Genomic DNA, 13,593 nt, shown 5'->3' with positions numbered 1-13,593 from the left:
ACTTTCGTAGAAATCTTCAAAGCCAGGCATTCGACCACTGGCGCCCGCTTGGTAAATATGATCCATTAAATAATGGCCTAATGCACCACTACCATTGGCAATGCCATTTTGAAATTTTTCTGAAACTGAATTAAGCATAATTTGCGTAGAAGCGATGGTCGATGCGCATAAGAATACCACTTTACCACTATATTCCGTGGTATCCTTAGTAATACTATTAACAACACGTACACCACGCGCCTTACCTGTGGTTTCATCATAAATGACACTATGGCAAATTGCATCTGTAACCGTTGTTAAATTTCCAGTGCGTTCTGCTGCTGGTAATGTTGCCGATTGACTTGAAAAATAAGCACCAAATGAACAACCGCGCATACATTCATTACGATATTGGCATTTTTCCCGCCCTAATGAACGCTGCTCTTCCGTTGGTTCCGTTAAATGAGCGCATCGACCAATAATAAAGTGACGATCATCATATATCTCATCAAACCTTTTTTTCATTTCTGCTTCAACGCAGGTCATTTCCATAGGCGGTTGAAATTTACCATCTGGTAAATTTGGAATCCCCTCAAGTGATCCTGAAATTCCGGCAAATGTTTCGACATAATCATACCATAGCTCAATATCTGCATATCGAATTGGCCAGTCTATACCGTTACCGTCTTCAATATTGGAATTAAAATCCATTTCCGACCAACGGTATGTTTGCTTTCCCCAAGTTAATGAACGACCCCCTACATGGTAGCCCCTAATCCATGTAAACATTTTATCATCAGGTTGGGTGTAAGGATGTTCACTATCTTTCACAAAGAAATGCTTATTATATTCCTGAAGAAATGCCATTTTCTGAATTTCATAATCTTGATCTAGCTCTTCTTTTGGTACACGTCCATTATTTGGAAGATCCCATGGGGGGACATTCTCTGTTGGGTAATCTTCTCGGTGCTTCACTTGTCGACCACGGTCTAGCAGTAAGGTTTTCATACCTTTTTCCGTAAATTCTTTTGCTGCCCACCCTCCTGACATACCAGAGCCAACAACGATTGCATCAAATTCTTCAGCCATACCTATTCGCCTTTAAATTGACCACGCTTTACCACCAACATCCGCTAACGGAATACAACCACTATATCCACCTGGAATTGGATCATAATTCAGTTCTTCTGTTGCGCCGACTTCGGATGTGTAATATCCGAATATAATAAGCTCACGTAACTCGCGGTAAATGTGTTTTCTTCCGGTGTTATCATCTGAATTTGTAATATCGCCAAGGCCTGCTGTGCCTTCACCTGCGGCTAACATTTCTTGTCCTAATTGATCTAAAACAGTCCCTCTTCCCTGATTATCTAGTGAGCTAAAACTTTTTCCGCGTTCAGTTTTTATCCGTTCATCAAGCACTGTTAAATCATTTAAAAACCCTTTGCGTTCATCAGAAGTCATCCAATTTGCCGCAAGTTCATCCACTAAGAAGTGAACATTAACCGATTTAGCACCCAAAGTTTCCGTATCTGGAATAATCATATCGGCAATATCCGCAATTAAATCCAACTGTTCTTTATTGAGTGCTTTCAAATTAAGGTTTTCGGTATTCTTTGGCGCTTTTACGCCGCCATCACAAGCAGATAAAATCGTTAAAGATACTGCCCCACCCGTCACCACAGCCATACGTTCCAGTATTTCACGGCGATTTAAGGTTGATTTTGTCATATGATATCTTTCAAGTCTATATAGGCATCTGCGAAATGATGAGCCAAATGCTCGCCGCAAGAATTACCGGAAGCGTACCAATCATACCAAAAAAGCGATACATGGAAGTTGAACCATCTGACTTCATTCCTAATGGATGAAGAATACGACTAACGACCAAACTTCCTCCCATAATGCTAATGGCCATTGTGCCTGCTGCGCCGCTCATTTCAAGTAGACCTAAGACGATCAACCCTAGTGGCACATATTCCGTATAATTTCCCTGTTTTCTAATACGGCAAAAAAGCTCTTTGTCATCACCGTCACCAAGATTAATTTTTGCTTTACCACGATATGAGCCCACGTGACCTGCGAGCACGACACCTAAAACCCCTAAAAAACCGGCACACAGTGCCGTTATTTCTGGAAATGCTAACATTTATTTCTCCCTCTTTAATTTGGTTCCCCAAAGCGTTTTTTAAAATCATTTAATTCAATTTCAAAATGATCTGCTTCAATAAATTCCTTATCTGACATATTTGGCTGTTCCAAATTTCGGTACCAAGCTGCATAATCACCAAATTCATTGGCATACCTCTGATAATGTGTTGAATAGGTTCGCACTTTTATGATTGGCACGTCAAGTCCCGTATCAAATTCCATTAATCGCAACCATCCATCACCAAGACCCGTAATTCGACTGCCATCTAATGGTGGATTTGCTGCCATGCCGCGCCCTTGATAGTCGGACAAAATCTGAAATACATTATTTCCATAATCATTTATGTCAACTCTCATGGCTTGCCCAATTTGATGTCCACTTAAAATCATAAATATTTGATCATTTTTTTTAATCCACTCGTTCCATATATCTTCTGCGCTATTGTGATCTAATGGGTCCACTGATGCTAGATCATAAACTGGACTAGGCATTCTTTCACCACGAGGATTTAAAAAATCATGTGTCGACATCATGGTTGGTATTCCGGGATGAGCATCAATTATATTTTGTGCCCAAGATAGGACATCATCACCCGCTTGCATTTCAAATGAAAAATGCAGAAATTTATACCCGCCTGCTTCAAAAATTTGAGCGCTATTGACGCCACCATTAAAACTATCAATGTACCAATCTTTTCCTTTGAAATATCTGCTATCGGGACCAAATACATCATTAAAAGTATTATAACCACCAACGTGACGATTAGGAACCATATTGGCTTCACGAATTCTTGCCCGAGGGTCAGGGTCATTTGGAAACGGATTATATTGATACCCGGTATCATAATCATGATTGCCCGGTGCGACCCCAAACGGTACACCAGTGTATGCTAGTAAATTATATCCCCTACGTGCCATTAGCAATTCAAACTCATTGATACCTTTATTTATTTTTTCTATACCAAGTCGCGGATTAAAAAGTATAGCCGGGAAACCGCGTGCGGCATGTTCATCATCTAAATATATACCCAAATGTTGCCAAACATCACCAACAGAGGTCACAAATTCAATCTCACCGCCATTTGATTTTGTATTATCCGCAACAAACTGCATTTGCTCAATGAAAAGTTCCGCGGCATCAATGGGAAAGCCTTCTTGTTTTTGATGCATAAAATCAACCATATTCTGTGTGTCAGGTATAACTGCAATAGTGAATTGATGGTCGATATCAGGCTGTTTATCACAACTGACCAACAGTACAGTCGCAATAAAAAAGAGCATAGTTTTTATTATGCTCTTTTTCATATTAATTATTTCCAAACGGGTCATCAATGGCGACGGATGGATTACTAAACCAATTTGGCCCTTGTTCCGTCATATAGCAACAATCTTCTAAGCGGATGCCAAATTTTCCGGGAATGGCAATCGTAGGTTCGATACTGAAACACATACCTGGCTCCAATGGCCGCTTATTGCCATATACCGCATTACCCCATTCATGCATATCAAGACCAATACCGTGGCCCGTACGGTGTGGTAGTCCAGGTGTTTTATAACCCGGACCATATCCGGCATCCGTAATCACTTGTCGCGAGGCAATATCGACATTTTCCATTGGTGCCCCTAACTGTGCCGCTTCAAATCCTGCGGCCTGTGCGCGTTTTTCTAAATTCCAAACTTCTTCTTGTTCGGCTGTATGCTCACCAAAAACAATCGTTCTGGTTATATCTGATGCGTAATTATGAACATTACATCCCCCATCCATCAGAATAATCATTCCTTCTTCAAGAACCGGCTCAACGATCGATCCATGCGGAGATGATGATACAACACCAATCATGGTGCCCAGCGATCCTGTTACGCCTAAGCCCGCATGTGCTTCTTGTGAAAGCCGTCTGATATCTGAGCCGCGCATTCCTAACTCTATATGAGGGATCATTGCTTTAAAGGCTTGAATAGTAATATCATTGGCATGCTGTAAAAGTTCAAGTTCACGTTTTGATTTAATGATGCGACATTCAGCTGTAACAGGGTCCGCACTTTGCAGATCAAGATAAGGCGCTTCTTTTCTTATACCGTCCATCAAGAAGAATCTGGTCATTTCACCAATTCCTATTTTACCTGATTCAATACCCAAATCCTTAAGCATTGAAACCACAAGTCTGTAAGGACTTTCATGTTCTTCCCAACCTCGAACCGTATCACCGACGATAATACGTTCTTGTAATCGTGGCACTTCGAACATTGGCGCGATATAGGCAACTTCGCCTTCGCGTGGAATAATCGCCGCCGCCATCCGCTCACTTTGTCCCCAACGCATTCCGGTATAATACCAAAGGTTGCTCGTTGCTTCTAAATAAATGGCTTCAAAACCGTTAAGTGCCATTAATTCTTGCGCTTTTGCTATACGAGCTTCATGTTCCGCGACACTAATTGGCGCTATCCCATCCATCATATTGGGCAGATCGTCAAACTTTCCTTTCGGTATGGCTTGCGATTGTGCCATCGCATCTGACCCATCGCCACCACCTTGCCCGCAAGCACTAATTAAACCCGCGGCTCCAACCATTGATGACATTTTTAAGAAATTTCTGCGATTATTCATGATTTAAGCTCTCCCAAACTTTTATAATTTATAGACATAAATTTGTAAGCCGTTTCTAAAAGCTTGGCAAGTGCGTTGACAATATCCATTGATATTTTATAGTCCTCTCTTAATCAGAAAGAATAAAATATGTGGTTCATCATAAAAATCTTAATCGTCGTCATTGTCGCAGGCGTGCTTTTTACACCTGTTGCTATCGCGAGGCGTAAAAAGAAGAAAAAGAAAAAATAATCAAAAAGATTTTTGCATCAATACCACATTGATCCAACGTTCAAACTTATATCCGACGTTTTCTAGAACACCAACCTCCCTAAATCCAAGTTTTTTATGAAGGTTGATTGAACCATGATTTTCACTGTCCCCAATCACAGCAATAATCTGTTTTAATCCAATTTCTTCACATATTGGAAGCAATGCATCCATTAGTTTTGAAGCAATTCCCATTCCTCTATAATCAGGATCAATATAAATGGCATTTTCTACCGTCTTTGAATATGCTGAGCGCTCTCGATATAATGAAACATATGAATATCCGACGACTTTGCCATTTATTTCAGCAACTAAATATGGAAAGCCATTATCAATGATAACCTGTCGCTTACTCATTAAATCATTTTCAGAAGGCGGAATTTTATCGAAAGTTGCAGTACCATTTAGCACTTCATATTGATAAATTTTATGAACATCGCCAATATCACTCACTTCTGAGGAGCGAATTATCACTTCCTCAGTCATCAATAATATCCACAGTTGATTGACGGGTTCTATTGACCGTTAATTTTGTCACATCAGGCCTTGAATAATGACCAACGGGATCAAAATTTTGTCGCTCTTCTCGCACGCGGGCATGATTGATTTCTGCTATATATAGCCCTTCTTCGCCAACTTGTGGTTCGATCACCCATTCACCATTGGGGGCGCTTAAACATGATCCACCTGTTGCTAAATAGTCTTTTCCTTCTATGCCTTTCAGAATGGCTTCTATATGCGGCGTATTTTCTGGAAAATCACTAGGTCGCATCAATCCCGATACGGATATCACATATGAGCGTCCTTCTTTCGCCATATGGCGCGTGATATCCTCTGTATTATGAATGCCACCTGGCCAAATCGCCACATGCAAATCTTCGCCCATGCCATAAAGCGCCGCACGCGGTAAAGGCATCCAATTTTCCCAACAATTAAGCCCGCCAACCGTGAAAGCCCCTAATTCATGAACCCTCAAGCCATGACCATCACCTGGTGACCATGTTAATCGTTCTTCGTAAGTCGGCATAAGTTTTCGGTGGGTTGAGCAAATTTCACCATTTTTATTAATATAGACCATCGTGCAATAAAGGCTATGACCACCGCGGTTTTTTGCACGTTCTATTATTCCTAAATATGTTGCGACTTTATTTTTCTTAACTGCTTCACATACGCTGTCCAAATGCTCCGCTTCAATTTGAACGGACTGGTCCATATAATGGGAATGCATTTCTTTCTGATCTTGGGCGTTAAATCTTGCGCCACCAGTTGGTTCAATCCAGAAAGGATATCCCGGAACGATCGCTTCACCGAACGCGATTAAATCAACGCCTTTTTCTCCGGCATCATTGATAAAACCAATGACTTTTTTGAGTGTCGCATCACGGTCCAACCAAACTGGTGCCATTTGTGCCAAACCCACTTTCAATTCATCCATTAAAAACTCCTGATTTTTCCCTCAAACAATAGATATAATTATAAAACTAAAATCAAATGATTATGACTTTGTCGCCCCATGAAAGATTGCTTCTGCGATTTTCAAATCTTGTACTGCAACACCAGTTAAATCGGCAACAGTGATTTGATCTTCATTGCTGCGACCTACACCCTTTGAAATCACAGTCCCAAGTTCAATAACATCATCATTTGTAATAGCATTTCTTTTCAATGCCTGATGAATTTCTCCACGAAGCTGACTTTGTTCAATACTATCTGAAACGACAATATCAGCCATCTTTAAAATTTCGGCATCAATTTCTTGTTTATCTGGCATATCAGACCCCATAGCCGTAATATGTGTGCCGGGTTTAACCATATCAGCGGTTATAAGAGCATCTTCAGAAGGCGTCGTTGTAACGATTAAATTCGCCGATGAACAAAGCTCATTCATATCCATTGTTGCTGTGACATTATAGCCTTTATCAGTCATATCTTTTTTATATTCTAGTAACTTTTCAGGGTTTCTTCCCCAAACAATAATATTTTTGCAATCCGTCACTGGCGCAAGATATTCTGCTTGCATCCTTGCTTGAACACCTGTTCCTACTATACCAATCGCGGTTATGTTTTTTGGTGCTAGGTATTTTGCTGAAATGGCCCCTGCGACGGCCGTTCTTACGTCAGTCAACAAACATTCATCATGAAGAATGGCTGCAACCTCACCAGTATGTTGCGAAAATAAGATCATCATACCGTTACTGTTGGGAAGCCCCATATTAATATTGCCGTAAAAACCCGATGCAATTTTCACAACATAATAATCGCCGCCTTTAACACAGCCATATTTTATGTGAATTTCTCCCTTTTCCATGATCAATTCACCGACTGGCGGGATATTACACTTTCCTTCAGAATAATCCGCGAAACCCTGTTCAATAAGTGGCATTGAAACAATATTAGGCAGAAGCTGTTCAATTTCTTTTTTTGATATTACGTGCATGGCATATGATCCTTATTTTTAAATAAGGTAACCAATTATATGAATAACAACAACTAAGTTATTAAAGAATAATAGAGAAGCAAATTAACTGATAAGCTCTACGCTTCTTAAAATACCATTATAAACCCGGCCATCACGTTTTTCCGTATAATATAAATGAACGTGTGAGGCAGTTATACTGAAACTTTCACCTGTTTTTTTAAGCTCTTCTTCACTTACCTTCGCGCGTCTTAACCTTGCAAGAGTTACATGTGGCCGGTAAGGGCGATCTATTAGATTATATCCAGCCTCCCGAAATTTTTGATCTAACTTGCTCTGTATTTTTTTTAAAGGATCGCTTGTTTCTACGGATGTAATTAAAACACCTTTTTTTTCATTATCCGGCGGAAATAGGGTTGCATCCCCTAAAGTCACTTCAAAAGGTGCATAGCCTTGAACCGCTTCTTTCATTAATGCTTCTAGTTTATCAAGAGCATTTATCGGTACATTTCCTATAAAGATAAGCGTGATATGATAGTTCTCATAAGGCACCCATCGGATATTGAGTTCACTGAGCTGATCTTTTAATGATTGAGAACGTTTTTTTAAGCGCTCCATAACATCGTCGCTTAATGATAATGCAACAAAAACTCTTATTGTTTCTTGATCAACGGACATCATAAATCACATTGACTGTCGCACTCCAGGGGTTTGGATTAGACCAGCGCATACAATAATCTTGGGGTACCATTGCCGTAAAAAAATGATCTTCTTCTTTTGCCGTTTTCTCTTCAACTACATAAGATAATTGAGCGTCTTGTTGATAATGAATGCTAAATTTTAATTCACAACCTCCAATGAAGGCATAATTCATATTTTCGCCAAACCCAAGAGAAACGCATATTTCACGGCTTTCGCCACTTTCGATGATAAATTGTTCGCTTTTCATCTTGGCATGTGAAGAGGTAGCGCAAAATGCGACGCCACAAAAAGCCCAGAAAACTCTCATTTTTTTATTCCCAAATTTCACCATACCTTAAATTACCTTATAATTATGGCAAAAATAAAACCTACCCTCTTGGCACCCTGATCCGTTCAATCATGTCCTGTACATCTTTTGGAGGAGCATTTGTAAATTGACTGACAACGTAAGCAACAACGAAATTAAGGGCCATACCAATAGTACCTGCGCCTTCGGGTGATACACCAAACCACCAATTTTCGGCATTACTTGCATCCGGATTGATGAATTTAAAGTAAATAATATAAAGCGACGTGAACACAAGTCCCGTAAGCATGCCGGAAATGGCCCCTTCTTTATTCATGCGTTTATAGAATATCCCCATAAGAATGATGGGGAAGAAAGTGCTCGCCGCCAATCCAAATGCAAAGGCGACCACTTGCGCAACAAAACCCGGTGGATTGATACCGAAATATCCCGCAATCAAGACGGCGATTGCCACCGCCATTCTTGCAAACATCAATTCTTGTTTATCCGTGATATTAGGCAGAAGCATCTTTTTAAATAAATCATGTGCAACAGACGTCGAAATCACCAATAAAAGACCCGCCGCGGTTGAAAGTGCCGCCGCCAAGCCACCCGCCACCACAAGCGCCACCACCCAATTAGGAAGATCTGCAATTTCAGGATTAGCAAGCACCATAATATCCTGATCAATATAGAGTTCATTATCACTAGGGCCGTTTTCATTTCTGAGTAAGCGTTCTCCGGATGCCCCCTTACCCTCATCGCGAAAATCAGGTTTTCCTTCAAAAGCATTACCTGCGGTATATTGGATTTTTCCGTCACCGTTTTTATCGCGCCATGCGATCAAATCGATGGCTTCCCAATTTTTAAACCATTCTGGCGTTGCTTGATATTCTGCATTAGAAACCGTATCAATTAAATTTAATCTGGCAAAACTCGCTACCGCCGGTGCCGTTGTATAAAGGATCGCGATTAATACAAGCGCATATCCCGCGCTCAAACGTGCGTCACTTACTTTTGGGACCGTAAAGAAACGAACAATCACATGCGGCAGTCCCGCCGTTCCGACCATTAACGCGGCAACAATGCAGAACATATCAATGGTTGATTTATTTCCGGCGGTATATTCCCCAAACCCAAGCTCCGTAGAAATACCATCAAGCTTATCAAGTAAATAACCAGACCCGTCCGCAAGTTCGGCGCCAAACCCAAGTTGCGGCACAGGGTTTCCCGTCATCAGGATTGAAATAAATATGGCCGGTACCATAAATGCAAAAATCAGCACACAATATTGCGCCACTTGTGTGTAGGTAATTCCCTTCATTCCTCCGAGTACGGCATAAAAGAACACAATCGACATGCCAATGAGGACACCGGTCATAATATCAACCTCAAGAAAGCGAGAAAACACAATACCCACGCCGCGCATTTGACCCGCCACATAGGTAAAAGACACAAACAACGCACAGATCACAGCAACGGTTCTGGCCGCGTCGGAATAATATCTGTCACCAACAAAATCCGGCACAGTAAATTGCCCGAATTTACGTAAATATGGCGCAAGAAGAAGCGCAAGAAGAACATATCCTCCGGTCCACCCCATTAAATACATGGCACCGTCACGTCCCATAAAACTAATGAGGCCTGCCATTGAGATAAAGCTTGCAGCGCTCATCCAATCGGCGGCCGTTGCCATTCCGTTTGCCAGCGGCGGTACGTGGTGCCCCGCCACATAAAAATCATCCGTGGTACCCGCTTTTGCCCAGATGGCAATTCCGATATAAAGGGCGAAAGTTATCCCAACGATGATGTAGGTAAGCGTTTGTGTATCCATTATTCGCTCCCCTCATCCATCATTTCTTCTTCGTCTACACCGAACTTTTTATCCAGTTTATTCATTTTAAAAACATAGACGAATATAAGAACAACAAAGACATATATTGCCCCCTGTTGAGCCATCCAAAATCCAAATGGAAAACCGAAGAATTGAAATTGATTTAACCAATCAACAAACAATATACCCATACCAAATGATGCGATAAACCAAATAGCGAGTAACTTTAAAACAAGTCGTACATTTTCTTTCCAATAATTATCGCTATTCTCGCTCATCTAGGGCTCCTGTCAGTCGTGAGTTCAAACCCCGTATAATAATGCCCCCCTCTAATAGTTGCTTTAACTTCACGAATAGCACGAATATCGTCTAGTGGATTGTCATCTAAAATCGCCATATCTGCTATTTTTCCGACCTCGAGCGTACCAAGGTCATTTTCCACGCCAATATTTTCGGCCACCTTAATTGTGGCAGCCCTGATCGCATCGGCTTCTGAAAGCCCCGCATCAACAAACATAATCATTTCAAAATGCTGTGCTATACCATATGGGATAAAAGGACTGTCTGTTCCAGCCGTAAAATTTGCACCTTTATCATGTATTTGTTTAATTGTTTTGAGCATATTAGAATTTAAACGAATTTCATTGGCAACATAGTCCGATTGCGCAGAGCGCCTCAAGCTATCGCGCTGTAACTCATCTAGAAAAACCCTATACTTAACATCCGATAAATATTCGGGATGTTCTAACATATAATTGAAATAACCGGTTTCGAGTGTGGCTGTCGGTGTTATATATAGACCCGATTTTGCAATAATTTCAGTTACATCAGCATAGCTGTTTGAAAGGTAAGAAAATTTTGGTGAATACCCGCGTCGGCTTGTTGCACCCATATGTTCAACACTATCCATTGCGTTTTGTACGGCTGGTGCAATTTCATGGCTTGATAGCGGAATTCCCATTGCGTGGGCTTCCTTGATGAGAATTTGTTGAAATTCATCAGGAAGTCGGACATATGATTTGACCATGTCATAGTCTAATTCTTTTGCTCGGGTAATCTCATGACGTAGTGCCTTTTCATTAATGGCATTATAACTTTGGCCATAATATATACGAGCACCGCCCGTCAACCATCCTGCATAAAACATTCGTGGTCCTTTTTGTATTCCACTTTCCCATGTTTCTTTACGCATTAGAGATTTATAGGGGTTAGACCCCGGATCACGGACACTCGTAATGCCATATGAAAGCCAATTACGTCCTAATTTTTCCCCTAACAATTCGGTTTGGTGGGTATGGCCAGCCATTATACCAGGGATCATTGTATCCATTGAATGATCGATTAACTCACCAATTGCTGGTTCTGACCCATGAGGGGTAATTTTAGTGATGCGACCTTTTGAAATATAAACGTCAACATTATCCATCGTAGTGTCAGATACACCGTTAAATAACTTACCAACATGAATGGTAACATCGTCTGTACTTGCACGTGCCCATGTCAAATTGAAATATTCTGTAGATGTTTCACCAGTTCTAACATTACAGGTAAGCAAACTCGATCCTGATAAATATGAGAGATCCTCTGAATTACGTTTCCACCGCGGCATATGCGCCACACCCAGACATCTATTCTCCATTGATCCTGTAATATTACCGCTTAAATCAACGTAAGAAACCCTGATTTCACCTTCTGAAACATAAGCAATTCTTTTTCCGTCCGGTGACATGGCAGGCCCGCTTCCGTCTCTGGTGGAAAGACCTATGCTTCCTGGCATATCGAAATCTTTTTTACGTTTATTTCTAACGTTATATTGACGAATAACATGCATTCCTTCACGGAACCTTGTTGTTGCAGGCTTAACCACGGCCATCAATAAATGATCATTATCGCTCGTCCATACAGGGCGGCCTGGTGTAAATACAGTTTCCTCGATCGTTTCAGTCGTACCATATTCAGTATCAATAATTTTTAAATCGGCACGTCCCCATGTATTTGATCGACCTCTTGTAGATAGATAAGCGATTTTTGTGCCATCAAATGACCAACTCAGTCTATATTCACGATTCTTATCATTGGTTAATCGTTCTTCGCGACCATTTAGCATATTGCGAATCCAGATATCCATTTGGCCATCACGTTCAGCGACAAAAGCAACGCGACTTCCGTCATTTGACCATGTTGGGTCGTTTACTTGTCCTATCTCATCCGTATCAATATTTTCTGCTGGTGCGTTTCCTTTTTGTAACCACATTCCGCCAATTGCAGAAAAAATTATATCATTATTTTTGGCACTGATGTCCATACTACCAATTCCGCGGACACTCTGCCTCTCCAGACTATCAAAGTCCCTTTGTTTTTTTACGTAATTTGGTCTGACCGAATTGATTGTCGCCGTAAAATCAATCTGACGAATTTTTCTTTTTATGATTTTTCTTTCACCGCGAACAAATTCGCTTTCAAAAGGGGCATATTTTATCACACCATCTGCTGTATAATATAAACCACCACGTACCCATGTTCCTCGGAACGGGAATATGTCCCCCTGATCCAATATGGTTTTATTTCGATATTCATTACGGTCGTTTATGTCAGCAACAAATTCTACCATAATATCATTGCCGTCATGCAAGATATAAGAAAACCCAATATTGTCTATATACCAATTAGGACGATAATATTTAACGGTTTCCGATTTCATTAAGGACGTTTCAAAAGGTTGTTCAAGTAAATCATCCAAAAGAACGATTTCTGAATATCGTCCTTTAATCTCACGTGTGAATAATAAACGGTTGCCATCTTTTGATTTATGAGGGTGCGCATCATCATCAGGATGCCTTGTAATTTGCTTAACAGCAGAAGTATTTACATTAATATCCCAAATATCATAGTTACCACTGCGATCAGAAGCGAAAGTAATAGTTTCACCATCCGCATTCCAGAACGGTTCGCGGTCATCAAATTGCCCTTCTGTAATTTGCTTTAAGCCAGAACCATCCACATTTACGGTCCAAATGTGAAAATACCCTTGATAAAATCCTTGAAATGCAATCTTGCTGCCGTCCGGCGAAAAGGAAGGTTCTCTAACTTCTGGCTGTTGACCACTTGTAATGGCTTTCGCTTCTCCCCCTTCTGTGGACATTGTCCAGAGCACACCCTGGATATCCATCGCAATGGTAGTTCCCGTCTGATCGACAGAAAGGCCAAAATTTGTCCCTTCATTAAAGGTTATTTCTTCAGCATTTGCACTTAATAACACCCCAATAAAGGCAATTATGCCTATTACACTTCGCAGCATATTTACTATCCCTTATATTTCATATTTTTATAGTGAGCAGCTTTTCAGAAAAATGTCGTGATGTAAACAGTTT

The 13,593-nt window shown here is 40.8% G+C and carries 13 protein-coding genes; all 13 read right to left on the bottom strand.

What is annotated here, in order from left to right; genetic code table 11:
- The coding region (locus ACTF6W_RS00655; protein ID WP_438992609.1) for a GMC family oxidoreductase N-terminal domain-containing protein at positions 1-1,068 on the bottom strand (1,068 nt) is incomplete at its 3' end.
- A gap of 12 nt (positions 1,069-1,080) precedes the next feature.
- A complete protein-coding gene (locus tag ACTF6W_RS00650) occupies positions 1,081-1,710 on the bottom strand; it encodes a gluconate 2-dehydrogenase subunit 3 family protein (RefSeq protein WP_438992608.1) in 630 nt (209 codons plus the stop codon).
- A gap of 16 nt (positions 1,711-1,726) precedes the next feature.
- Positions 1,727-2,128 (bottom strand): MAPEG family protein, encoded by a 402-nt coding sequence (locus ACTF6W_RS00645; protein ID WP_438992607.1) that lies wholly within the window; start codon positions 2,126-2,128, stop codon positions 1,727-1,729.
- A gap of 14 nt (positions 2,129-2,142) precedes the next feature.
- Positions 2,143-3,435 carry a serine/threonine protein phosphatase gene (locus tag ACTF6W_RS00640; RefSeq protein ID WP_438992606.1) on the bottom strand — a complete coding sequence of 431 codons (1,293 nt, stop codon included), beginning with the start codon at positions 3,433-3,435 and terminating at the stop codon, positions 2,143-2,145.
- A 1-nt stretch (position 3,436) separates the two neighbouring features.
- On the bottom strand, positions 3,437-4,735 hold the full coding sequence (locus ACTF6W_RS00635) for a M24 family metallopeptidase (protein WP_438992605.1): 1,299 nt from the start codon (positions 4,733-4,735) through the stop codon (positions 3,437-3,439).
- 231 nt (positions 4,736-4,966) lie between these two features.
- The gene (locus ACTF6W_RS00630) at positions 4,967-5,470 is read right to left on the bottom strand and encodes a GNAT family N-acetyltransferase (RefSeq protein ID WP_438992604.1); all 504 of its coding nucleotides are present in this window, start codon (positions 5,468-5,470) and stop codon (positions 4,967-4,969) included.
- Positions 5,463-6,419 carry a carbon-nitrogen hydrolase family protein gene (locus ACTF6W_RS00625; protein WP_438992603.1) on the bottom strand — a complete coding sequence of 319 codons (957 nt, stop codon included), beginning with the start codon at positions 6,417-6,419 and terminating at the stop codon, positions 5,463-5,465. The genes ACTF6W_RS00630 and ACTF6W_RS00625 overlap by 8 nt, the downstream gene beginning before the upstream one ends.
- A gap of 60 nt (positions 6,420-6,479) precedes the next feature.
- Positions 6,480-7,421: an ornithine cyclodeaminase family protein gene (locus tag ACTF6W_RS00620; protein WP_438992602.1), complete on the bottom strand. Its 942-nt coding sequence runs from the start codon at positions 7,419-7,421 to the stop codon at positions 6,480-6,482.
- 84 nt (positions 7,422-7,505) lie between these two features.
- A complete protein-coding gene (gene thpR, locus ACTF6W_RS00615) occupies positions 7,506-8,078 on the bottom strand; it encodes an RNA 2',3'-cyclic phosphodiesterase (protein WP_438992601.1) in 573 nt (190 codons plus the stop codon).
- Positions 8,068-8,409, bottom strand: coding sequence for a hypothetical protein (locus ACTF6W_RS00610; RefSeq protein WP_438992600.1), 342 nt, complete (start codon positions 8,407-8,409; stop codon positions 8,068-8,070). The genes thpR and ACTF6W_RS00610 overlap by 11 nt, the downstream gene beginning before the upstream one ends.
- A gap of 61 nt (positions 8,410-8,470) precedes the next feature.
- Positions 8,471-10,222 (bottom strand): sodium:solute symporter family protein, encoded by a 1,752-nt coding sequence (locus ACTF6W_RS00605; protein WP_438992599.1) that lies wholly within the window; start codon positions 10,220-10,222, stop codon positions 8,471-8,473.
- A complete protein-coding gene (locus tag ACTF6W_RS00600; protein ID WP_438992598.1) occupies positions 10,222-10,500 on the bottom strand; it encodes a DUF4212 domain-containing protein in 279 nt (92 codons plus the stop codon). Before ACTF6W_RS00600 ends, ACTF6W_RS00605 begins: the two co-directional genes overlap by 1 nt.
- Positions 10,497-13,520 (bottom strand): amidohydrolase family protein, encoded by a 3,024-nt coding sequence (locus tag ACTF6W_RS00595; RefSeq protein ID WP_438992597.1) that lies wholly within the window; start codon positions 13,518-13,520, stop codon positions 10,497-10,499. The genes ACTF6W_RS00600 and ACTF6W_RS00595 overlap by 4 nt, the downstream gene beginning before the upstream one ends.
- Between the last annotated feature and the right edge of the window lie 73 nt (positions 13,521-13,593).

This window comes from Pseudemcibacter sp., from assembly GCF_965661635.1.
GTDB lineage: Bacteria > Pseudomonadota > Alphaproteobacteria > Sphingomonadales > Emcibacteraceae > Pseudemcibacter.
Note: the sequence above shows the minus strand (reverse complement) of the source record. Positions and strands in the feature narration are given on the sequence as shown.